22 protein-coding genes are annotated in these 21,427 nt (G+C 70.8%); 21 read left to right on the top strand and 1 reads right to left on the bottom strand.

What is annotated here, in order from left to right; all coding sequences use genetic code 11:
• The first annotated feature begins 60 nt into the window (after nucleotides 1–60).
• The 5 genes from dop (at nucleotide 61) to prcA (ending at nucleotide 3,960) form a co-directional block, all read left to right on the top strand.
• Complete coding sequence (gene dop, locus AY578_RS06090; protein WP_337654588.1) at nucleotides 61–1,572, top strand: depupylase/deamidase Dop; 1,512 nt, start codon at nucleotides 61–63, stop codon at nucleotides 1,570–1,572.
• A gap of 198 nt (nucleotides 1,573–1,770) precedes the next feature.
• Nucleotides 1,771–1,989, top strand: coding sequence for a ubiquitin-like protein Pup (locus tag AY578_RS06085; RefSeq protein ID WP_019522698.1), 219 nt, complete (start codon nucleotides 1,771–1,773; stop codon nucleotides 1,987–1,989).
• Between the two features lie 113 nt (nucleotides 1,990–2,102).
• On the top strand, nucleotides 2,103–2,348 hold the full coding sequence (locus AY578_RS06080; protein ID WP_078504492.1) for an endonuclease domain-containing protein: 246 nt from the start codon (nucleotides 2,103–2,105) through the stop codon (nucleotides 2,346–2,348).
• Nucleotides 2,300–3,145, top strand: coding sequence for a proteasome subunit beta (gene prcB, locus AY578_RS06075; protein ID WP_026243493.1), 846 nt, complete (start codon nucleotides 2,300–2,302; stop codon nucleotides 3,143–3,145). The genes AY578_RS06080 and prcB overlap by 49 nt, the downstream gene beginning before the upstream one ends.
• Nucleotides 3,146–3,216: 71 nt before the next feature.
• Nucleotides 3,217–3,960 (top strand): proteasome subunit alpha, encoded by a 744-nt coding sequence (gene prcA, locus AY578_RS06070; RefSeq protein ID WP_026243492.1) that lies wholly within the window; start codon nucleotides 3,217–3,219, stop codon nucleotides 3,958–3,960.
• A gap of 727 nt (nucleotides 3,961–4,687) precedes the next feature.
• Here prcA and AY578_RS06065 read toward each other — a convergent pair.
• Nucleotides 4,688–5,689, bottom strand: coding sequence for a LacI family DNA-binding transcriptional regulator (locus AY578_RS06065; RefSeq protein WP_136237671.1), 1,002 nt, complete (start codon nucleotides 5,687–5,689; stop codon nucleotides 4,688–4,690).
• A gap of 88 nt (nucleotides 5,690–5,777) precedes the next feature.
• Here AY578_RS06065 and AY578_RS06060 point away from each other — a divergent pair, with 88 nt between their 5' ends.
• The 16 genes from AY578_RS06060 (at nucleotide 5,778) to AY578_RS05985 (ending at nucleotide 21,364) form a co-directional block, all read left to right on the top strand.
• Entirely contained in the window at nucleotides 5,778–7,037 is a 1,260-nt protein-coding gene (locus tag AY578_RS06060) for an MFS transporter (RefSeq protein WP_258902150.1), read from the top strand.
• A gap of 9 nt (nucleotides 7,038–7,046) precedes the next feature.
• Complete coding sequence (gene pafA, locus AY578_RS06055; RefSeq protein ID WP_006132297.1) at nucleotides 7,047–8,408, top strand: Pup--protein ligase; 1,362 nt, start codon at nucleotides 7,047–7,049, stop codon at nucleotides 8,406–8,408.
• Between the two features lie 159 nt (nucleotides 8,409–8,567).
• A complete protein-coding gene (locus AY578_RS06050; RefSeq protein ID WP_137211205.1) occupies nucleotides 8,568–9,569 on the top strand; it encodes an FKBP-type peptidyl-prolyl cis-trans isomerase in 1,002 nt (333 codons plus the stop codon).
• A gap of 63 nt (nucleotides 9,570–9,632) precedes the next feature.
• Nucleotides 9,633–10,004, top strand: coding sequence for an FKBP-type peptidyl-prolyl cis-trans isomerase (locus tag AY578_RS06045; RefSeq protein WP_019521618.1), 372 nt, complete (start codon nucleotides 9,633–9,635; stop codon nucleotides 10,002–10,004).
• A 123-nt stretch (nucleotides 10,005–10,127) separates the two neighbouring features.
• Complete coding sequence (locus AY578_RS06040) at nucleotides 10,128–11,081, top strand: helix-turn-helix transcriptional regulator (protein ID WP_136237669.1); 954 nt, start codon at nucleotides 10,128–10,130, stop codon at nucleotides 11,079–11,081.
• Nucleotides 11,082–11,099: 18 nt separating this feature from the next.
• Nucleotides 11,100–12,095, top strand: a complete 996-nt coding sequence (locus AY578_RS06035) for a helix-turn-helix transcriptional regulator (protein WP_136237668.1) — start codon at nucleotides 11,100–11,102, stop codon at nucleotides 12,093–12,095.
• A 64-nt stretch (nucleotides 12,096–12,159) separates the two neighbouring features.
• Nucleotides 12,160–12,420: a hypothetical protein gene (locus AY578_RS06030; protein WP_033274974.1), complete on the top strand. Its 261-nt coding sequence runs from the start codon at nucleotides 12,160–12,162 to the stop codon at nucleotides 12,418–12,420.
• A 9-nt stretch (nucleotides 12,421–12,429) separates the two neighbouring features.
• On the top strand, nucleotides 12,430–12,624 hold the full coding sequence (locus AY578_RS06025; protein ID WP_019521614.1) for a hypothetical protein: 195 nt from the start codon (nucleotides 12,430–12,432) through the stop codon (nucleotides 12,622–12,624).
• A gap of 248 nt (nucleotides 12,625–12,872) precedes the next feature.
• Entirely contained in the window at nucleotides 12,873–13,154 is a 282-nt protein-coding gene (gene tatA / locus AY578_RS06020) for a Sec-independent protein translocase subunit TatA (RefSeq protein ID WP_019521613.1), read from the top strand.
• Nucleotides 13,155–13,246: 92 nt separating this feature from the next.
• On the top strand, nucleotides 13,247–14,116 hold the full coding sequence (gene tatC, locus AY578_RS06015; RefSeq protein WP_019521612.1) for a twin-arginine translocase subunit TatC: 870 nt from the start codon (nucleotides 13,247–13,249) through the stop codon (nucleotides 14,114–14,116).
• A gap of 31 nt (nucleotides 14,117–14,147) precedes the next feature.
• Nucleotides 14,148–15,038 carry a diacylglycerol kinase gene (locus AY578_RS06010; protein ID WP_019521611.1) on the top strand — a complete coding sequence of 297 codons (891 nt, stop codon included), beginning with the start codon at nucleotides 14,148–14,150 and terminating at the stop codon, nucleotides 15,036–15,038.
• A 37-nt stretch (nucleotides 15,039–15,075) separates the two neighbouring features.
• Nucleotides 15,076–17,934: a DEAD/DEAH box helicase gene (locus tag AY578_RS06005; RefSeq protein ID WP_028961840.1), complete on the top strand. Its 2,859-nt coding sequence runs from the start codon at nucleotides 15,076–15,078 to the stop codon at nucleotides 17,932–17,934.
• Between the two features lie 410 nt (nucleotides 17,935–18,344).
• Nucleotides 18,345–19,952: a sensor histidine kinase gene (locus tag AY578_RS06000; RefSeq protein ID WP_258902149.1), complete on the top strand. Its 1,608-nt coding sequence runs from the start codon at nucleotides 18,345–18,347 to the stop codon at nucleotides 19,950–19,952.
• The gene (locus AY578_RS05995; RefSeq protein WP_006132309.1) at nucleotides 19,949–20,356 is read left to right on the top strand and encodes a roadblock/LC7 domain-containing protein; all 408 of its coding nucleotides are present in this window, start codon (nucleotides 19,949–19,951) and stop codon (nucleotides 20,354–20,356) included. Before AY578_RS06000 ends, AY578_RS05995 begins: the two co-directional genes overlap by 4 nt.
• Complete coding sequence (locus AY578_RS05990) at nucleotides 20,353–20,763, top strand: DUF742 domain-containing protein (protein WP_258902148.1); 411 nt, start codon at nucleotides 20,353–20,355, stop codon at nucleotides 20,761–20,763. Before AY578_RS05995 ends, AY578_RS05990 begins: the two co-directional genes overlap by 4 nt.
• Nucleotides 20,744–21,364 (top strand): GTP-binding protein, encoded by a 621-nt coding sequence (locus tag AY578_RS05985; protein ID WP_215189525.1) that lies wholly within the window; start codon nucleotides 20,744–20,746, stop codon nucleotides 21,362–21,364. Before AY578_RS05990 ends, AY578_RS05985 begins: the two co-directional genes overlap by 20 nt.
• Nucleotides 21,365–21,427 lie beyond the last annotated feature (63 nt).

The following is a 21,427-nucleotide window of genomic DNA, read 5'->3' as shown; positions in this document are numbered from 1 at the left end:
GGAGCGCCAGCGGTACTGCGGCGCCCCCGACCGGGGACGCCGCCGGGCAAGGAGGGCCGCATGACCGTACGGCGAGTAATGGGCATCGAGACGGAGTACGGAATCTCCGTCCCCGGCCACCCCAACGCCAATGCCATGCTCACCTCGTCCCAGATCGTGAACGCCTACGCGGCGGCGATGCACCGGGCCCGCCGGGCCCGCTGGGACTTCGAGGAGGAGAACCCGCTGCGGGACGCGCGAGGCTTCGACCTCACCCGCGAGGCCGCCGACGCCAGCCAGCTCACCGACGAGGACATCGGCCTGGCCAACGTCATCCTGACCAACGGCGCGCGGCTCTACGTCGACCACGCCCATCCGGAGTACAGCGCCCCCGAGGTCACCAACCCGCGGGACGCCGTGCTGTGGGACAAGGCCGGCGAGCGGATCATGGCCGAGGCGGCGGAGCGGGCCGCGGCGCTTCCCGGCGCCCAGCCGATCCACCTGTACAAGAACAACACCGACAACAAGGGCGCGTCCTACGGCACGCACGAGAACTACCTGATGAAGCGGGAGACCCCCTTCTCGGACATCGTGCGCCATCTGACGCCGTTCTTCGTCTCCCGGCAGGTCTTCACCGGCGCCGGCCGCGTCGGCATCGGCCAGGACGGCCACGAGCACGGCTTCCAGATCAGCCAGCGTGCGGACTACTTCGAGGTCGAGGTCGGCCTCGAGACCACGCTGAAGCGCCCCATCATCAACACGCGCGACGAGCCGCACGCGGACGCCGAGAAGTACCGGCGGCTGCATGTGATCATCGGCGACGCGAACCTGTCCGAGATCTCGACCTATCTCAAGCTCGGCACGACGGCGCTGGTGCTGTCCATGATCGAGGACGGGTTCATCGCCGTGGACCTGGCCGTCGACCAGCCGGTACGGACCCTGCACCAGGTGTCGCACGACCCGTCCCTGAAGCACCTCGTCACGCTCCGCAGCGGCCGCACGCTGACCGCCGTGCAGCTCCAGATGGAGTACTACGAGCTCGGCCGCAAATACGTCGAGGAGCGCTTCGGGGCCGACGCCGACGAGCAGACCAAGGACGTCCTCGCCCGCTGGGAGGACACGCTCACGCGGCTGGAGAACGACCCGATGAGCCTCGCCGGCGAGCTCGACTGGGTCGCCAAGCGGGAGCTCATGGAGGGCTACCGGCGCCGCGACGGCCTCGACTGGGACGCCGCCCGGCTGCACCTGGTCGACCTGCAGTACGCCGACGTGCGCCCCGAGAAGGGCCTCTACAACCGTCTGGTGGCCCGCGGACGGATGAAGCGGCTGCTCGACGAGTCCGAGGTCGAGCGTGCCCGTACGCAGCCTCCGGAGGACACCCGCGCCTACTTCCGCGGGCGGTGCCTGGAGCAGTACGCGGACGACGTCGCGGCGGCCTCCTGGGACTCGGTGATCTTCGATCTGCCGGGCCGGGACTCGCTCCAGCGGGTCCCAACCCTGGAACCGCTTCGCGGAACGCGTAATCACGTCAAGGCGCTCCTGGACCGCTGCCGGACGGCGGAAGACCTGGTCAGGGTGCTTTCCGGCGGGTGAGCGGGTGATCCGCGCCCTTCCGGGTACCTGCGGATACCCGGGACGGACCGGCCGGACGGGGTGGAAATCCGCTCGTCCGGGAATCATCGAGGTGGTCCCCGTACGTTGGAGCAACTGCGGGGGCATTGTCGGACCCGGCGAGTAGGGTCTGATCTTGACCGAGCAACTGTGTCGGGCGAACCGAGCGGGGTGAGGGTGATGGCGACCAAGGACACCGGCGGCGGACAGCAGAAGGCCACGCGGTCCACCGAGGAGGTCGAGGAGCAGGCGGCAGAGGCGCAGTCTTCGGAGGACCTCAAGGAGCGTCACGAGAAGCTCAGCGACGACGTGGACGACGTCCTGGACGAGATCGACGACGTGCTCGAGGCCAATGCCGAGGACTTCGTGCGGTCCTTCGTGCAGAAGGGCGGCGAGTAGCCTCACCGGCTTCGCCGGTTCGGCAGTCACCGCGGAAGCGGTGGTGTGAGGTGGACGCTGTCCGTGGTCGGTCCTGTGGCCGGTCGCGGGCGGCGTTCGCTCGCCTCTGAGGCGTGTCGCGGGCGTGCCGGCAGGTTGCGGAGGGAGTGCGGCCGGCTCTTCCGGAAGCTGTTGTCGGAAATGTGGATCATTGCTGTGGGGCGGGTAGGGTCCGTGGCGTAATGTGCTTCAACTGCAATTCGGCCATCGGCAAGTTGGGAGATGATCCCGACGCTGTTCGTCGGGCAGCTGCCTACCTGGAAGGAACTTCGTGGAAGCCAATACTTCTGGCACCGGGCGTCTGCCGGCTGCCTTCCTGACGCCGGGCTCCTCCTCCTTCATGGACTTCCTCTCCGAGCACCAGCCGGAGCTGCTGCCGGGCAGGAGGACGTTGCCGCCCGTGCAGGGCGTGATCGAGGCCCCGCACGGCACGACCATCGTGGCCGTCACCTTCCCCGGCGGTGTGGTCCTCGCCGGTGACCGGCGGGCCACGATGGGGAACGTGATCGCGCAGCGGGACATCGAGAAGGTGTTCCCGGCCGACGAGTACTCGGCGGTCGGCATCGCCGGCACCGCGGGTCTGGCCGTGGAGATGGTCAAGCTGTTCCAGCTCGAGCTCGAGCACTTCGAGAAGGTCGAGGGCGCGCAGCTGTCGCTGGAGGGCAAGGCCAACCGGCTCTCGACGATGATCCGCTCGAACCTGGGCATGGCCATGCAGGGCCTGGCCGTGGTGCCCCTGTTCGCCGGGTACGACGTGGACCGGGAGAAGGGCCGCATCTTCTCCTACGACGTCACCGGCGGACGCTCCGAGGAGCACGGGTTCGCCGCGACCGGGTCCGGGTCGATCTTCGCGCGCGGTGCGATGAAGAAGCTGTTCCGTGAGGATCTGAGTGAGGCCGAGGCCACCACGCTGGTGGTGCAGGCGCTGTACGACGCGGCAGACGACGACTCGGCGACCGGTGGTCCCGATGTCGCGCGCCGGATCTATCCGATCGTCACCGTGATCACCGAGGACGGTTACCGCCGGCTCTCCGAGGACGAGTCGTCCGGCATCGCGCGGTCCGTGCTGGAGCGCCGGCTGGAGCAGCCGGACGGGCCGCGGGCCTCGTTGCTGTAGGGCAGGAGCGGGCAGGTCAAGAGGTTCGTTCAGGTGGTCCAGTGACTTCGACAGAAAGGGACGGGTAACCGGTGTCTACGCCGTTCTATGTCTCACCTCAGCAGGCGATGGCGGACCGGGCGGAGTACGCCCGCAAGGGAATCGCCCGAGGACGCAGCCTGGTCGTGCTGCAGTACGCCGACGGGATCGTGTTCGTCGGTGAGAACCCGTCCCGTGCGCTGCACAAGTTCAGCGAGATCTACGACCGGATCGGGTTCGCCGCGGCCGGTAAGTACAACGAGTACGAGAACCTGCGGATCGGGGGCGTCCGGTACGCCGATCTGCGGGGATACACCTACGACCGCGGTGACGTCACCGCGCGCGGTCTGGCGAACGTGTACGCGCAGACGCTCGGCACGATCTTCTCCAGCGTGGGGGAGAAGCCGTACGAGGTGGAGCTGGTGGTGGCCGAGGTCGGGGAGACCCCGGAGCACGACCAGATCTACCGGCTGCCGCACGACGGGTCGATCGTGGACGAGCACGGCTCGGTGGCGGTGGGGGGCAACGCGGAGCAGATCAGCGGGTACCTCGACCAGCGGCACCGGGACGGGATGACGCTGGCGGAGGCGTTGAAGCTGGCGGTCCAGGCGTTGTCGCGGGACACGAACGGGAGCGAGCGGGAGATTCCCGCAGAGCGGCTGGAAGTGGCGGTGCTGGACCGGACGCGGCCGCAGAAGCGGAAGTTCAAGCGGATCGAGGGGCGGCGGCTGGTTCGCCTCCTGGAGGCGGCTGGCGGGTCCTCGGAGGAGACGCTGTCGGGTGGGGACGTGGAGTAGATCGCTGTCCGGGGGCTGCTGAGGTCTGACGCCCTGCGGGGCGGGTTCCTGTCCGGTGGGGGTTGCGGTCTGATGCCTGCGGTGCGGGTTCCTGTCCGGGGGCCGCTGAGGTCTGACGCCCTGCGGGGCGGGTTCCTGTCCGGTGGGGGTTGCGGTGTGACGCCTGCGGGGCGGGTTCCTGTCCGGTGGGGGTGCGGTCTGACGCCTGCGGGGCGGGTTCCCGTCCGGGTGGGGGTTGCGGTGTGGCGCCTGCGGCGCGGGTTCCCGTCCGGTAGGGGTTGCGGTGTGGCGCCTGCGGGGCGGGTTCCTGTCCGGTGGGGGTTGCGGTCTGACGCCTGCGGCGCATCCACCTGTCCGGTGGGGGCGGGTGTAGCGCCTACGGGCGGTGGGTGGTGCGGGGCCGCGGTGGGGGCGGTCGTCCTCGGTCTGGCGCGAGAGTGCGAGCTTGTACGTGAACGGCGCGGACGCGCCAGCCGCTGCGGGCGCCCACCCCCACCCCGTCCCCTCCCCGCCGCGAGCGGCTACACCGACACCGGGGGCGGGCCCCCGGCCAACTGCGGGCAGTCGTGCCGCTGGGGCGGCACGGGTGGGCGCGGCGGCACCTCGTTGGCGCCGAGGTGCGCCGACACCCCCCGGGCACACCAACGCGGGTGCCAGTTGTGGCCGACGGCTGCGACCGTCGTGCAGCCTGGTTGGCGCCGGGTGCGCCGATACCAGCACCCCGTGGTTACGGGACCCGGGTCGTGGAACCCCGTACCTCCAGGTGGACCGGGATGTTCGTGCCGGAAGGGGGTTCCCCGTTCAGGACGGCGAGCAGCGCCTCCATGCCCCGTTCGCCGAACAGTTCCGCGTCCAGGCGGACAGTCGTCAGCTCGGGGTCGATCGCCGTGGCCAGGGCCAGGTCGTCCATCCCCGTGACCGAGAGGTCGGAGGGGACACGCAGGCCCAGGCGGCGTGCCGCCTTGTAGACGCCCGCCGCCAGCTGGTCGTCGTCGCAGACGACCGCCGTCGCCCCGTTACCCGAGGCGAGCGCGGTCTCCGCCGCCGCCTCCGCCCCCTTGATGGAGATCGGCGAGCGCGCCGTGCGCAGGGACGTGCCCGGCACGCGGCGGAGCCGCGCCTCCAGCTCCCGTGCGCGGACCTCGAAGGTCCAGCTCGGCACGTCCGCACCGAGGTGCAGGAAGTGGCGGTGGCCCAGCCCGAGAAGGTGCTCGGCCACTTGGCGGACCCCGTCCGCGATGTCCAGGTTCACCGTGGTGCCGGGGGCGGCAGGATCGCTGTCCAGCATCACGAGGGGAAGCTGGTCGCCCCGGATGGCGGTGAGCGCCTCCGCCGCCATCGAGGACGCGATGACGCCGTCCAGGGCGGCCTGCGCCGACGCGAAGGGGTCACGGGCCGGGCCGATGCCCTCGGGGGAGGGGTACAGGACCACGCCGAAGCCGTGCCGGGACGCCACCCGCGCCGCGCCCGTGTAGACGCCCGCGAAGAACTCCGTGGTCAGGGCCGGCACGACCAGCAGGACCGTACGGGTGCGGCCCAGCCGCAGATTGCGGGCCGCGAGGTTGGGGCGGTAGCCCAAGGCGCGCGCGGCCTCGCGGACGCGTTCCGCCGTGGTCGCGGAGACCCGGCCGCGCCACTTGTCGCCCAGCACCAGGGACACCGCGGCCTGGGAGACGCCTGCTTCCCGTGCGACGTCCCGGCTCGTGGGGCGGGTCCTGGCTCTGGGCACCGGCGCTCCTTCGTCTGGACTGGTGAACCGCGGTCATGGTACGTATGGAGGACTTAGTTATACGTAAAACGTCGGCGAGAGGGTCGGGATGGCGACGGGATACCTGGACATCCTCCGGGCGCGGCACGCCACCCGGCTGCTCGTGGGCACGCTGGTCGGGCGGCTGCCGAACGCGACCGCGCCGATCGCCATCGTGCTGTTCGTGCGGGCGGAAGGCGGGTCGTACAGCCTCGCCGGTGTGCTCGCCGCGGTGTACGGCGTGTCGAACGCCGTGGGGCAGCCGGTGCTGGGGCGGCTCGTCGACCTGAAGGGGCAGCCCCGGGTGCAGTTGCCCGCGGCGCTGCTGTCGGCGCTGGCGATGGCCGTGTTCGCCTTCGTGGGCACCGGGTCACTGGTCGTCGCGTACGCCGCTGTTGCTCTTGCCGGGCTTTTCACGCCGCCTCTGGAGGGCGGGCTGCGCGCGCTGTGGTCCTCGGTGCTGCCCAAGGAGGAGCACGTCCACCGCGCGTACGCGCTCGACGCCGTGGCCCAGGAGGTGATGTTCGCCGTCGGGCCGCTGCTCGTGACGGTGTGCGTCTCCGTGTGGTCGGCCCAGGCCGCGCTGCTCGTGCTGAACGTCATCGGGGTGCTGGGCGCCCTGTCCGTGGTCGTCTCGCCGCCCTCGCGGGCCTGGCGCTCCGCCCCGCGTGAGGCGCACTGGCTGGGCGCACTGCGCTCGCCGGGGCTCATAGCGCTGCTCGGCGCCTTCCTGGCCATCGGCATGGCGCTGGGCTCCATCACGGTCGCCGCCGTGACGTACGCCGACGACAACGGCGGTGACGTCGTCTACGGCTGGATGATGGCCGGGATCGGGCTGGGCGCGCTGGTCGGCGGCATCGTGTACGGGGCGCGGCAGTGGGCCGGCCAGCCCGCGCGGCGGCTCCAGGCGATCGTGGCGCTGCTGGCCGTGTTCTACCTGCCGCTGACACTGATGCCGGGCCCCGTGGCGATGACGCTGCTCATGGTGCTCGCCGGCGTGTTCCTGGCCCCGGCGATCGCCTGCGCCTTCGTGCTGGTGGACCGGCACGCGCCGCGCGGGACGGTCACCGAGGCGTTCTCCTGGCTGGTGACCACCTTCACCGTCGGCGCGTCGCTCGGCACCGGTGTGACCGGGCCCGTGGTCGAGGCCGGCGGGGCGCTCTGGGGATTCGCCGTACCGGGTGCGGCGGGCGGCGTGTCGCTGCTGGTTTTGACCGCCACCGGACGGGTATTGGCGGTTCCGGCCAGGACGGCGGTTGTCGCGGCCGGTTCGGAAAATGATCCGAACCGTGCCGTCGAACCCCGTTTCAGCTCGAAGGATCGGGCGTAATGTTCCCTCATGGACCGCCGCATTTTCGGGCTGGAGAACGAGTACGGCGTCACGTGCACGTTCAGGGGACAGCGCCGCCTGTCGCCTGACGAGGTGGCGCGGTACCTCTTCCGCCGTGTCGTGTCATGGGGCCGAAGCAGCAATGTCTTTCTGCGGAACGGCGCCCGCCTCTATCTCGACGTGGGGTCACATCCGGAATACGCAACGCCGGAATGTGACAACGTGACCGAACTGGTCACCCACGACAAGGCCGGCGAGCGCATTCTCGAAGGACTCCTGGTGGACGCCGAACGACGCCTGCACGAGGAGGGAATCGCGGGCGACGTCTACCTCTTCAAGAACAACACCGACTCGGCGGGCAACTCCTACGGGTGCCACGAGAACTATCTCGTCGCACGCCACGGGGAGTTCTCCCGGCTCGCGGACATCCTCATCCCGTTCCTGGTGACGAGGCAGCTGCTCTGCGGGGCCGGCAAGGTGCTGCAGACGCCGCGCGGCGCCGTCTACTGCGTCAGCCAGCGCGCCGAGCACATCTGGGAGGGCGTCTCCTCGGCGACGACCCGCTCCCGGCCGATCATCAACACCCGCGACGAGCCGCACGCCGACGCCGAGCGCTACCGCCGGCTGCACGTCATCGTCGGCGACTCGAACATGTCCGAGACGACCATGCTGCTCAAGGTCGGCGCCACCGACCTGGTGCTCCGCATGATCGAGGCGGGCACCGTCATGCGCGACCTCACCCTGGAGAACCCGATCCGGGCGATCCGCGAGGTCAGCCACGACATCACGGGCCGCCGCAAGGTGCGCCTGGCCAGCGGCCGGGAGGCGTCCGCGCTGGAGGTGCAGCGCGAGTACTACGAGAAGGCGCTGGACTTCTGCGAGCGCCGCGGCATCCGCACCGGCACCGTCGACCAGGTGCTGGAGCTGTGGGGCCGCACGCTGGACGCGATCGAGTCCGAGGACCTCGACCGCATCGGCACCGAGATCGACTGGGTCATGAAGTACAAGCTGCTCGAGCGCTACCGCGCCAAGCACAACATGACCATGTCGCACCCGCGGGTCGCGCAGATAGACCTCGCCTACCACGACATCCACCGCCGTCGTGGCCTGTACTACCTGCTCGAGAAGAAGGGACAAGCCGCCCGGATCTGCAACGACCTGAAGATCTTCGAGGGCAAGTCCGTGCCGCCGCAGACCACTCGGGCCCGGCTGCGCGGCGACTTCATCCGGCGCGCCCAGGAGCAGCGGCGGGACTTCACCGTCGACTGGGTGCACCTCAAGCTCAACGACCAGGCCCAGCGCACCGTGTTGTGCAAGGACCCGTTCCGCTCGGTGGACGAGCGGGTGGAGAAGCTGATCGCCGGCATGTGAGAGGACGCGTCACCCCCGGGAGCCGACTTGTCTCCCGGGAGTTGACGAAACACCCGGAACGTCACACGGGCGCCGTACGTTACACCGTGCGGCGCCCTTCTCACGCCGTAGAGTTGCGCGGACGCCACCCACAAGATCGATGATTACGAGGCCCCCACCGTGCGCCGACGCTCACTTCTCATTGCCGTCCCCGCTGGACTGGCCACCCTCGCCGCGTGCGGCGACGACAAGTCCGATTCCGGCAAGGCCAGCGAGACGGCCGCGCCCTCCGAGTCCAAGGAGTCGGCGGCGCCGTCGCCGAAGATCGTCGAGGGCCCGCTGCCGGCGATCACGGCCGGGACCAAGTTCGGCGAGAAGCCGACCGTCGCGAAGGGCAGCGGCGACCCCTCCAAGGACCTCGCGGTCAAGACGGTCATCGCGGGCGGCGGGCGCACGATCGCGGAGAACGACTTCATCGTCGCCCACTACCTGGGCCAGGTCTGGAGCACCGCCAAGGTGTTCGACAACTCCTACGACCGCAAGGAGCCCCTGGCCATCCAGCTCGCCCAGGGCACCATCATCGACGGCTGGCGCTACGGGCTCGTGGGGAAGAAGACCGGCAGCCGCGTCCAGATGGCGATCCCGCCCACCTGGGGCTACGGCGAGCAGGGCAACGCCCAGGCGGGCATCAAGGGCACCGACACGCTGGTGTTCGTGGTCGACGTGCAGGACACGTTCAACGCCAAGAGCTCCGCCAAGGGCACCGACGTCGCCCAGGACGACATCGACCTGCCGAAGGTCGGCACCAACACCGACGGCAAGGCCCCCTCCATCGACGTGCCCGACACCCAGGCCCCGAAGAAGCTCGTGGCGAACTACGTCATCGAGGGCGACGGCGAGAAGGTCGGCGCCGAGGACAGCGTCCTGGTGCAGTACAAGGGCGTGCTGTGGGACGGCGGCAAGGAGTTCGACTCCACGTACGGCCGCGGGCAGCTGACGTCCTTCTCGCTCCAGCAGGTCGTCAAGGGCTGGGCGCAGGGACTCACCGGCAAGAAGGTCGGCAGCCGCGTCCTCGTCGTCATCCCGCCGGAGCTGGGCTACGGCGACAACCCGCCGCAGGGCAGCGGCATCCAGAAGGACTCCACGCTGGTCTTCTCCGTGGACATCCTCGCGAAGCTGTGACCCCGCCGGGATGAAAGACTGTGCGTGTTCGCCTTTCCGCAGACAAAGCAGGAGCATGAAGACGTGAGCATCGACAAGCCCGAGATCGACTTCCCGGGCGGCGAGCCCCCGGCGGACCTCGAGATCAAGGACATCTGGGAGGGCGACGGCGAGGTGGCGAAGGCGGGTCACACCGTGACCGTCCACTACGTGGGCGTCGCCTTCAGCACCGGCGAGGAGTTCGACGCCAGCTGGAACCGTGGCACCCCCTTCCGCTTCCCGCTGGGCGCGGGCCGGGTCATCAAGGGCTGGGACCAGGGCGTGCAGGGCATGAAGGTCGGCGGCCGCCGCCAGCTGACCATCCCGGCCCACCTCGCCTACGGCAACCAGAGCCCCACCCCGGCCATCCAGCCCGGTGAGACCCTGATCTTCGTGGTCGACCTGCTCGGCGTCTGATCCGACCGGAGTCGATCGCCGAGGGTCCGTGCCTGTCCGGGCACGGGCCCTCGGCTTTTACCACGCCACCCCGGGGCGGTACGGTCATCGGTCGTAAGCACCATAGGGAGGCGAAGCGCGTCGATGGCGATTGCCAAGGCCGAGCGGCTGATGAATCTGGCGCTGTGTCTGCTCGGGACGCGGCGGCCGCTCACCAAGCGCGAGCTGCGTGAGTCCATCGAGGCGTACCTCGAGGCGGGCTCCGACGACTCCTTCAACCGCATGTTCGAGCGCGACAAGGACGACCTGCGCGAACTCGGACTGGTCATCGAGACCGTCGAGAACCTCGAGGGCGACACGGGCTACCTCGCCCGCCGCGACAGCAACCGGCTGCCTCCCATCACCCTGGACGCCGAGGAGGCCGCCGCCCTCGGGCTCGCCGCCAAGGTGTGGCAGCAGGCCCGGCTGGCCGGTGCGGCCTCCGGCGCCCTCCAGAAGCTGCGCGCCGCCGGACTCCCCGAGGATGTCGACCCGTACGGCGCGCACAGCGCGCTGGAGCCGCGCATCCCGGTGCACGAGGCCGCGTTCGAGCCGCTGATGCTCGCCTGCCGCGACCGCCGCCCGGTCGTCTTCGACTACCGCAAGGCCAACGCCGCCCAGCCCGAGCAGCGGCACGTCGAGCCGTGGGCCCTCGAGTGCTGGCGCGGCCACTGGTACCTGGCCGGCTGGGACCGCGACCGCGGCGCCGAGCGGGTCTTCCGGCTCTCCCGGATCACCGGCAAGGTGCGCTCGCGCGCCGGCCGGTTCACCGTGCCGGTGCCCGACGTCGTCACCGTGCGGGAGACCGTGGCGAGCTGGGCCGGGGAGACCGCCGACCGCTCCGCGCGCATCCGGCTGCGCTCCGACGCCGGCTTCCCGCTGCGGGCCAAGGCCACCTCGGTCCGGGAACTCGGGAACGGCTGGGACGAGTTGGAGATTCCGTACGGACACGGACTCGACGCCTGGCTGGTGGAGTTCGGACCGGACGTGGTGGTGCTGGAGCCCGAGGAACTGCGGGCCGACGTGGTGGACCGGCTGCGTGCCGTGGCCAAGGGCTGAGGGGGAGCGGACGACAACGTGGCAGGCAAACCGGTCAGGCCCGTGAACGCCATCGACCAGACCCGGCGGATGCTGTCCCTGGTGACATATCTGCGCGAGCGCCCGGGCGCCCGCATCGAGGACGTCGCGCGCGCCTTCGGCATCACCGAGGACGAACTCGTCTCCGACCTCGACGTGCTGCCCATGTGCGGCACCAGCTTCCGCGGCGGCGACCTGCTGGACATCGACACCGACGGCGAGCGCATCTGGTGGCACAACCCGGCCGCCCTGGGCGCCGACGCGGCCGAGCCGCTGCGCCTGGCCGCCGACGAGGCGACCGCGCTGCTCGTCGCCGCCCGCGCCGTGGCCACGCTGCCCGGGCTGCGTGAGAGCGACCGCCAGGCGCTGCTGCGCGCCACCGCCAAGGTGGAGACCGCGGCCGGCGAGGCGGCAGGCGCCAGCTCCCGGCTCTCGGTGACCTTCGAGTCCGAGGGCGGCGTCTTCGCGGACGTCGACCGGGCCATCGCCGAGCGCCGCCGGCTGTGGATCCGCTACTACTCGCCCGCCCGCGACGAGGTCACCGAACGGGAGATCGACCCCATCCGCCTGGTCAGCGTCGGGCACACCTACGTCGAGGCGTGGTGCCGCCGCTCCGAGGCGCGCCGCACCTTCCGGCTGGACCGGGTCGCCGAGATCAGGATCCTCGACGAGCCGTCCGCGCCGCCCGAGGTGGAGCTGCGCGACCTGTCCGAGGGGCTGGTGCAGCCCTCCGCCGAGGACCCCGAGGTGGTCGTCGAGGTCGGTCCCGGCGGGCGCTGGGTCGCCGAGTACTACCCGCACGACAGCGCCGACGAGCTCCCCGACGGCGGGCTCCGTATCACCCTGCGCACCCCCGATCCCGCGTCGCTGAAGCGGCTGGCGCTGCGGCTCGGCCGCGACGGACGCATCGTGGAGCCGCAGGAGCTGGCCGAGAGCGCCCGCCGGGCGGCGCGTGAGGCGCTGGAGGCGTACGACGGGGCCGGGGCGGCGGGATGACCGTGCAGGACGACAGTCAGGAGCGAGGGCTTTGAGCGAGTCGGCGACCACAGGGGCACGGGGCATGACGGCGGCGTCCGCGTTCGCCGGGATGAGGAACGTGGCCCCGGTGATGTTCCGGGCGGGCTGCCCGGACTGCCGGGAGCGCTTCGAACTCTCCGCGAGCGCGCTGCGGCTGGCCATCGGCGCCAGCAGCCGCACCACGTTCTACTCCTTCACCTGCCCCGAGTGCGGCGCCGCCGTCCGCAAGCCGGCGGGGGAGCGGATCGTCGAGCTGCTCACCGGCGGCGGGGTGCGTACGCTCCGGCTGCACTCGACCGTCTAGGCTCGACCCATGTTCTGGCCGATGTTCGCCGTGGCCCTGGGTTTCCTGGGGCTGCTGGTGCTCGCAGTGCTCGCCGTCCGGGTGTTCGTCGAGGCGGAGCGCCTCGGCAGGCAGGTCGCCGACTCGGCCCGCCGTATCGGCCGCGCGGCGGAGGACCTGGAGCGCGCGGCCACCAGCACGGCACGCTCGGCCGAGGCCCTGTAACCCCCGCGACGTGTCCCGGCCCTCCGGACGGGCCGTCGCCGCCGCCCTGTCACGGGCCGGGGCACGGCAGGTACGCTGCTGATCGCGGCCCGGAGAACGAGGCACGGGCCGCGGACGGGAGTACGCACAGGGATTGCCGCACGTTTACCTCTGGGCGTTACGATCGCTGTCTGCACCGTCCTTCGGACGCATGTCCGACCGGTCGGACAGCCACCCACCCACCCGCCTCGGTGAGAAGGTAAAGACTTATGGGACGGCTCGGACCTACCGAGATCATTCTGATCCTCGTCGTCATCATCCTGCTGTTCGGTGCGAAGAAGCTTCCCGACATGGCGCGGTCGCTCGGCAAGTCCGCCCGCATCCTGAAGAGCGAGGCGAAGGCGATGAAGGAGGACAACACGTCCTCCGCTCCGGCCGACCCGCCGGCGACCGGCGAGCAGCCCCCGGCGCAGCGCACCATCCAGGCCGCCCCCGGCGACGTGACCAGCTCCCGCCCGGTCACCGAGCCGACGGACACGACCAAGCGCTGACGCAGGGCCGGTGACATCCGGCCCGCCGCACGAGATGGGAACGTGGGTTGCTCAAGTCTGCCCGCAAACAGCAGAGAGATCCCGAGGGGCGCATGCCTCTCGTGGAACACCTGCGTGAGCTGCGGAACCGCCTGGCCAAGGCCGTGCTCGCGATCGTCGTGGTGTCGGTCGTCGCCGCGTTCTACAGCGAACAGCTCATGCAGTTCCTGGCCGAGCCGGTGCCCAAGTGCGACTCCCTGACGAACAGCGACGGCGGCAACTGCGCCATCGTGTCGTTCAACACCCTGACGTCGCCGTTCACCACGACGATCAAGGTGAGCCTCATGGCGGGCCTGGTCGTCTCCAGCCCGGTCTGGCTCTACCAGCTGTGGGCCTTCGTCGCCCCCGGTCTGCACCGGCACGAGAAGAAGTACACCTACGTCTTCACCGCGGCCGCGGTCCCGCTGTTCGCCGGCGGCGCCCTCCTCTCGTACGTCATCCTCCCGGTCAGCATCAAGGTGCTGCTCAGTCTCACGCCCGGGGGATCGGCGAACATCCTGTCGCTGGACGAGGTCCTCGACTTCACCATCCGCATGGTGCTGATCTTCGGCCTGGCCTTCGAGCTGCCGCTCCTGCTGGTCATGCTGAACATGGTCGGCATCGTCTCCGGCCGCCGGATGCTCGGCTGGTGGCGCGGTGTCGTCATGGGCGTCTTCGTCTTCGGCGCGGTCGCCACGCCCACCACCGACCCGGTGGGCATGCTGGCGCTGTCCGTGCCGATCATCGTCCTGTTCTTCTTCGCCGTGGGCATCTCCCTGCTGAACGACAGACGGCGCGCCCGCACGGAGGCGGAGGGGCTCTCCGACGACGAGGCCTCCGAGCTCGATCACACCCCGGAAGCCGTCGAACCGGCCGAACCGGTCACCGCGCTGCCCGAACAGAGCTCCCGGGACCGCGTCAACGGTTATGACGACGTGACCTGAGGACGGGCCGGCACCTCGTAGGGTCATCCCCGTGACCAGCGAGATCACCCTCTTCGTGAACCCCACCGCGGGCGGCGGCCGGGGCGCCCGCGCGGCGCGGACGGCCGCCGCCGCGCTGCGCGACGCCGGCTTCCACGTCGACACCGTGACGGGCGACGGCCCCGAGGACGCGCTGTCCCGGGCGCGTACGGCCGTCGAGGAGGGCACCGGGGCCCTGGTCGCCGTCGGCGGCGACGGCATGGCCAACCTCGCCCTGCAGGCCGTCGTCGGCACCGGCACTCCCTTCGGCCTGGTGGCCGCGGGCACCGGCAACGACTTCGCCCGCGCGCTCGGCATGCCGCTGGGCGAACCCGCCACCTCCGGCCGGATGATCGCCGACGCCCTGAAGAGCGGGCGCTCCCGTGACGTCGATCTCGGCCGGATCGGCGACCGCTGGTTCGGCGCCGTGCTCGCCTCCGGCTTCGACTCCCGGGTCAACGACCGGGGCAACCGGATGCGCGCCCCCCTCGGCCGCTTCAAGTACGACGTGGCGATGATCGCCGAGCTGGCCGCCTTCCGGCCGCTGCGGTACCGGATCACCCTGGACGGCGGGGAGGTCCGCGAGGTCGAGGCGACGCTCGTGGCCGTGGGGAACGGGCCCTCGTACGGAGGGGGCATGCGGATATGCCCGGGCGCCGACCTCACCGACGGGCTGTTCGACATCACGGTGGTCGGCGAGTGCAGCCGCGCCACGCTGCTGCGGGTCTTCCCGCGGGTCTACAAGGGGACGCACGTCGACCACCCCGTGGTGACCGTCATGCGCGCGGCGAGCGTGGAGCTGGTCGCCGAGGACGTCACCGGCTACGCGGACGGCGAGTACGTCGGGCCGCTGCCGCTGACCGCGCACTGCGTGCCGGGGGCGGTCCGGGTCGTCGGCCCCTGATCAGGCGTTCCGCCCCCTCACGTGGCCGATCCCGATAATGATCGTCACGTTGTCGGTGCGGCCCGGTACGCTCGAAAGCACGATGACAGAGGACCTCTCACCGGCCGAGCGGTACGCGGCAGCACGCAGGCGCGCTGCCGAGCAGGCCACCTCGCTCGCCTCCTTCCGCGAGATGTACGACTTCGGCCTCGACCCCTTCCAGGTGGAGGCCTGCCGGGCACTGGAGGCCGGGAAGGGCGTGCTGGTCGCCGCCCCCACCGGATCCGGCAAGACGATCGTCGGCGAGTTCGCCGTCCACCTCGCCCTCCAGGAGGGCAAGAAGTGCTTCTACACGACACCCATCAAGGCGCTGTCGAACCAGAAGTACGCCGACCTGTGCCGCCGCTACGGCACCGACAAGGTGGGCCTGCTCACCGGTGACAACAGCGTCAACTCCGACGCGCCCGTGGTCGTGATGACCACCGAGGTGCTGCGGAACATGCTGTACGCCGGATCGCAGACCCTTCTCGGCCTCGGTTACGTGGTGATGGACGAGGTGCACTACCTCTCCGACCGCTTCCGGGGCGCCGTCTGGGAGGAAGTGATCATCCACCTCCCGGAGTCGGTGACGCTGGTCTCCCTGTCGGCGACCGTGTCCAACGCCGAGGAGTTCGGCGACTGGCTGGACACCGTCCGGGGCGACACCGAGGTGATCGTCTCCGAGCACCGGCCCGTGCCGCTGTTCCAGCACGTGCTGGCCGGACGCCGGATGTACGACCTGTTCGAGGAGGGGGAGGGCCACAAGAGGGCCGTCAACCCCGACCTGACGCGCATGGCCCGCCTGGAGGCGAGCCGCCCGTCCTGGGGCGACCGCCGCCGGGGCCGCAACGGCATGCGGGAGGCGGACCGCGAGCGGGAGCGCAGACAGCGTTCGCGCGTGTGGACGCCGGGCCGGCCCGAGGTCATCGAACGGCTCGACGCCGAGGGCCTGCTCCCCGCCATCACGTTCATCTTCAGCCGCGCCGCCTGCGAGGCCGCGGTGCAGCAGTGCCTGTACGCGGGCCTGCGGCTCAACGACGAGGAGGCACGGGCCCAGGTCCGCGACCTGGTCGAGGAGCGCACCGCCTCCATCCCGCCGGAGGACCTGCACGTCCTCGGCTACTACGAGTGGCTGGAGGGCCTCGAACGGGGCATAGCCGCGCACCACGCGGGCATGCTGCCGACCTTCAAGGAGGTCGTCGAGGAGCTGTTCGTGCGCGGTCTGGTGAAGGCCGTGTTCGCGACCGAGACCCTGGCGCTCGGCATCAACATGCCGGCGCGCTCGGTGGTGCTGGAGAAGCTCGTCAAGTGGAACGGCGAGCAGCACGCCGACATCACCCCCGGCGAGTACACCCAGCTGACCGGCCGTGCGGGCCGCCGCGGCATCGATGTCGAGGGCCACGCCGTGGTGCTGTGGCAGCGCGGGATGAACCCCGACCACCTCGCGGGCCTGGCCGGCACACGCACGTATCCGCTGCGCTCCAGCTTCAAGCCGTCGTACAACATGGCGGTCAACCTGGTCGAGCAGTTCGGGCGGCACCGCTCGCGGGAGCTGCTGGAGACGTCGTTCGCGCAGTTCCAGGCGGACAAGTCGGTCGTCGGCATCTCGCGTCAGGTGCAGCGCAACGAGGAGGGCCTGGAAGGCTACAAGGCGTCCATGACCTGCCACCTCGGCGACTTCGAGGAGTACGCGCGGCTGCGCCGGGAGCTGAAGGACCGGGAGAACGAGCTGGCCCGCCAGGGCCAGGCGCAGCGGCGCGCCGAGGCCGCCGTCGCGCTGGAGAAGCTCAAGCCGGGCGACGTCATCCATGTGCCCACCGGCAAGTACGCCGGGCTGGCGCTGGTGCTCGACCCGGGGCTGCCCGCGGGCCGCACCAACGGCCACCGGGGCGTGGAGTACCACGACGGTCCGCGCCCGCTGGTGCTGACCGCCGAGCGGCAGGTGAAGCGGCTGGCGTCGGTCGACTTCCCGGTGCCCGTGGAGGCGCTGGAGCGGATGCGGATCCCGAAGTCCTTCAACCCGCGCTCCCCGCAGTCCCGCCGGGACCTCGCCTCCGCGCTGCGCACCAAGGCCGGCCACATCGTGCCGGACCGGCACCGCAAGAACCGCGCCCCGGCCGCCGACGACCGGGAGATCGCGCGGCTGCGCAAGGCGCTGCGGGCGCACCCGTGCCACGGCTGCCAGGACCGCGAGGACCACGCGCGCTGGGCGGAGCGCTACCACCGGCTGCTGCGGGACACCTCGCAGCTGGAGCGGCGCATCGAGGGCCGGACGAACACCATCGCCCGCACCTTCGACCGGATCGTCGCGCTGCTGACGGAGATGGACTACCTGCGCGGCGACGAGGTCACCGAGCACGGCAGGCGGCTGGCCCGGCTGTACGGCGAACTCGACCTGCTGGCCAGCGAATGCCTGCGCGAGCGGGTCTGGGAGGGCCTCGGCCCCGCCGAACTCGCCGCGTGCGTCTCGGCGCTGGTGTACGAGTCGCGGGTCGCCGACGACGCGACGGCGCCGAAGCTGCCCTCGGGCAAGGCGAAGGCGGCGCTCGGCGAGATGGTCCGCATCTGGGGCCGGCTGGACGCGCTGGAGGAGGACTTCCGGATCAGCCAGACCGAGGGCGTGGGCCAGCGCGAGCCCGACCTCGGCTTCGCCTGGGCCGCCTACATGTGGGCCTCCGGCAAGGGCCTCGACGAGGTGCTGCGCGAGGCGGAGATGCCGGCCGGCGACTTCGTGCGCTGGTGCAAGCAGGTCATCGACGTGCTGGGGCAGATCGCCGCGGCGGCCCCGGTCGCCGAGGGCTCGACGGTCGCGAAGAACGCCCGCAGGGCCGTGGAGGATCTGCTGCGCGGGGTGGTGGCCTACTCCTCCGTGGGCTGACCCCGCTCGACATCGACTCCGGTAGCCCGGTGCGCCCCCCGCGCGCCGGGCTTCCGCACTGTGCGCGCCCTCGTGCGGCCGCATCACCGGCCGCGTGCGCGGGAAGGGATGCTGAGGCCTCCGCGAGGCCGTGGCCGGGCCCTCCGCGGGCCCGGTTCACCCGTGACGGTGAGTGGCCGTCGTACGTCTGCACGCCGTTACGTGGCGTGTTCGAATCATGCCGGACCGTGCAAATGGCCCCGAGCGTACTCCTGCCTCACGGGCCGTTTCCGGCACTTGCTGAATATGACATGGCGATGATCCCGTCGGACTAGGCTCGCCCGCAGCGCACCGAGTTCAGCTGAATTCGTGCGCTTGTTCCCTTATGTGCACGTTCCCGACCGTCAGTCGATACGCTTCAGAGGGCTCACATGGCGAGTGTCCAACTTCCTTACGCACGCGTGCTGTTGCTGCCGGCCATAGTGATGGCCGCGGCGACCGGAGCCGCCGTCGCCCTGGTGACGGAGCCCGCCCGGATCGCCGTCGGCGTATGCGGTGCCGTGGCGACCCTGCTGGTGGCCGCCGCCGCGGCCGAGGCGGTGCGCCGCGGCCGCGTCCTGCGGGAGGCGCGCGCCGAGCACGAGCGTCACCGTGCGTATCTGGAGGCGCGGATCGCCGCCCACGACACGGAGACCGAGTACTTCATCCAGAAGGTCTTCCCCGCCTGCCTGAACCACCTGCACGCCGGCAACGAGCCGGACGAGGTGATGCGCGACCTTCCCAGGCTCAAGCCCTCCTGGCGGGACCTGCCCACATACCAGCAAGTACTGCTGCGCAAGGTCCTCAAGATCATCGACGACGAGGAGAACCTGCGTGACTCCTCGCAGCGCTCCTTCGTCTCCATCGCCCGCCGCGTCCAGGCGATCGTCCACCAGCAGGCCAAGGAACTGCGGGAGATGGAGGAGGACCACGGCCGCAACCCCGAGGTCTTCGACGACCTCCTGCGCATCGACCACGGCACCGCGCTGATCGGCCGCCTCGCCGACTCCATCTCCGTCCTCGGCGGCGGCCGCCACGGACGCCAGTGGCCCAAGCCGGTCGCGCTCTACAGCGTGCTGCGCGGCGCCATGTCCCGCATCCTCGAGTACCGCCGCATCGACCTGAAGTCGATCGCCAAGATCAACATCAAGGGCATCTACGTCGAGCCGGTCATCCACGCCGCCGCCGAACTCCTCGACAACGCCACCCGCTACTCGCCGCCCACCAGCAAGGTCAGCGTCACCGCGACCGAGGTGCAGACCGGCGTCGCCATCGAGATCGAGGACGCCGGCGTCAGCCTCGACGAGCAGGCCCGCGCCCGTATCGAGGGCATCCTCGACCGCGCCCAGCGCGGCGTCGACCTCCAGGAGATCGGCGGCAACCCGCGCCTCGGCCTCGCCGTCGTCGGCCGCCTGTGCACCCAGTTCAACATGCAGGTGTCGCTGCGCGCCTCCGCCTACGGCGGCGTCCGCGCCGTCCTGGTCGTCCCCAGCGAGATGATCACCGACCAGCCCGGCGTCGGCCTCGCCCACGGCATCGGCGCCACCTCCGTGCCCCGCCCCGTCGACGCCCTCCCCGGCCCGCAGCGCGCCCCCAAGAAGCGCCGCCCCACCAGCCCCCGCATCCCCGAGACGGCCGCCGTGGAGGACGACGTCCCCGAGGTGACCGAATGGACCGCGGGCGGCCTCCCGCAGCGCCGCAGCCGCGTCAAGACCCCGCTCGCCCAGCGCTACGCCGAGCAGGCCGCCGCCGAGCGCGCCGAGCGCGAGGCCAAGGAGCGCGGCGAGGAGTACCACGACATCTGGGCCGTGGCCGAGCCCGAGAAGAAGCAGAACAACCGCGAACCCGGGCTGTGGGTCGACGCCTTCTGGGAGGGCCTGAAGAAGGACCTCGACCCGGACGTCCACCCCACCGACTTCACCCGGAACCCGACCGCCTACCTGCATCTCATCAACGAACCGGCCCGCACCGAGGCCGAGGACGAGGGGGACCTCAAGTGATCCAGCAACGAGCCAACTTCGACTGGATGCTCAAGGAGCTCGCCGACGGCGTACCCGGCGTCGAGATGATCGTGGTGCTCTCCGCCGACGGCCTGCGCATCGCCCGCTACGGCGGTGAGCCCGACGCCGCCGACCGGGTCGCCGCCGCCTGCGCCGGAGTGCAGAGCCTCGCCGCCGCCGTCGCACAGGAACTCCCGCACGGCGACGGCGAGATGAAGATGGTGCTCATCGAGATCGACGAGGGCTACTTCTACCTGATGGCGGCCGGCGCCAACGCCTACCTCGCGGTGCTCTCCGACATGACCTGCGAACCCGGCCGCATGGGCGGCATGATGCGCGACCTCGTCGTCCGCATCGGCGCCCATCTGACCAGTCCGCCCCGACGGAACGGGCAGACCGTATGACTCCTCCCCGACGCCAGAGGCGCACTCCCGCGCAGGGCACCCCCGCACAGCCGGCCGCCCCGGCCCGGAAGGAGGGCGAGGGCGGCAACCCCGAACGGCTGTACGTCGTCGCGGGACCGGACGGCGAGCGCGCCGACATCGACCTGGTCACGCTGATCGTGGCGCGTTCCCCCGACCCCCCGCCCTCCGCCACCCCCGAGCAGGCGGCGCTGCTCCGGCTCTGCGTCGCCCCCCTGTCCGTGGCCGAGCTGTCGGCCTATCTCAGTCTGCCGTTCAGCGTGGTGACCGTGCTGATCACCGAACTGCTGACGGCGGAACTGGTCCAGGCGCGCTCCCCGATCGTGCGCAAGGCGCTCCCGGACCGTTCCCTTCTCGAAGCGGTGATGCATGGACTTCAACGGCTCTGACACCATCCCGGGCCCACGCGCCGAGGACCAGCTGCCCCACACGGCGCAGTCCGCGGTGAAGATCGTGATCGTCGGCGGGTTCGGGGTCGGCAAGACCACGATGGTCGGCTCGGTCAGCGAGATCAAACCGCTGACCACCGAGGAGACCATGACGCAGGCCGGCATCGGGGTCGACGACAACTACGGCTCCGCGTCCAAGACGGCCACCACCGTCGCCATGGACTTCGGCCGCATCAGGATCACCGACGAGCTGGTGCTCTACCTGTTCGGCACGCCGGGCCAGGAACGCTTCTGGTTCCTGTGGAACGGCCTGTTCGAGGGCGCGCTCGGCGCGGTCGTGCTGGTCGACACCCGCCGCCTCGAGGTCAGCTTCGACGTCATGGGGCGGCTGGAGGAACGCGGCGTGCCGTTCGTCGTCGCCGTCAACTCCTTCCCGGACGCCCCCCGTTACCCCGTCGCTGATCTACGGGCCGCGCTCGACCTGTCCGAGATGATCCCCATCGTGGAGTGCGACGTGCGGCGCCGCGCCTCCAGCCGCGACGTGCTGATGACCCTGATGCGCTTCCTGCACTCGCTCGCGATGACGGGCTCCCTCGCCTGACGCGCGGGACCTTCTTCCCCTTCCCCGGAACCTTTTTAGGCTTTCCCCCTTTTCGGAGCGACC

The sequence above is a fragment of the Streptomyces thermocarboxydus genome (genome assembly GCF_024760485.1).
Classification (GTDB): domain Bacteria; phylum Actinomycetota; class Actinomycetes; order Streptomycetales; family Streptomycetaceae; genus Streptomyces; species Streptomyces cellulosae.
This window is presented reverse-complemented; position numbering and strand designations above follow the sequence as displayed.

What these genes read in the sequence shown, in the direction of transcription:
- dop (WP_337654588.1), top strand. Translation starts at nt 61, where the DNA reads ATGACCGTACGGCGAGTAATGGGCATCGAGACGGAGTACGGAATCTCC.
- AY578_RS06085 (WP_019522698.1), top strand. Translation starts at nt 1,771, where the DNA reads ATGGCGACCAAGGACACCGGCGGCGGACAGCAGAAGGCCACGCGGTCC.
- AY578_RS06060 (WP_258902150.1), top strand. Translation starts at nt 5,778, where the DNA reads ATGGCGACGGGATACCTGGACATCCTCCGGGCGCGGCACGCCACCCGG.
- pafA (WP_006132297.1), top strand. Translation starts at nt 7,047, where the DNA reads ATGGACCGCCGCATTTTCGGGCTGGAGAACGAGTACGGCGTCACGTGC.
- AY578_RS06040 (WP_136237669.1), top strand. Translation starts at nt 10,128, where the DNA reads ATGGCGATTGCCAAGGCCGAGCGGCTGATGAATCTGGCGCTGTGTCTG.
- AY578_RS06030 (WP_033274974.1), top strand. Translation starts at nt 12,160, where the DNA reads ATGACGGCGGCGTCCGCGTTCGCCGGGATGAGGAACGTGGCCCCGGTG.
- AY578_RS06025 (WP_019521614.1), top strand. Translation starts at nt 12,430, where the DNA reads ATGTTCTGGCCGATGTTCGCCGTGGCCCTGGGTTTCCTGGGGCTGCTG.
- tatA (WP_019521613.1), top strand. Translation starts at nt 12,873, where the DNA reads ATGGGACGGCTCGGACCTACCGAGATCATTCTGATCCTCGTCGTCATC.
- tatC (WP_019521612.1), top strand. Translation starts at nt 13,247, where the DNA reads ATGCCTCTCGTGGAACACCTGCGTGAGCTGCGGAACCGCCTGGCCAAG.
- AY578_RS06005 (WP_028961840.1), top strand. Translation starts at nt 15,076, where the DNA reads ATGATCGTCACGTTGTCGGTGCGGCCCGGTACGCTCGAAAGCACGATG.
- AY578_RS06000 (WP_258902149.1), top strand. Translation starts at nt 18,345, where the DNA reads ATGGCGAGTGTCCAACTTCCTTACGCACGCGTGCTGTTGCTGCCGGCC.
- AY578_RS05990 (WP_258902148.1), top strand. Translation starts at nt 20,353, where the DNA reads ATGACTCCTCCCCGACGCCAGAGGCGCACTCCCGCGCAGGGCACCCCC.
- AY578_RS05985 (WP_215189525.1), top strand. Translation starts at nt 20,744, where the DNA reads ATGGACTTCAACGGCTCTGACACCATCCCGGGCCCACGCGCCGAGGAC.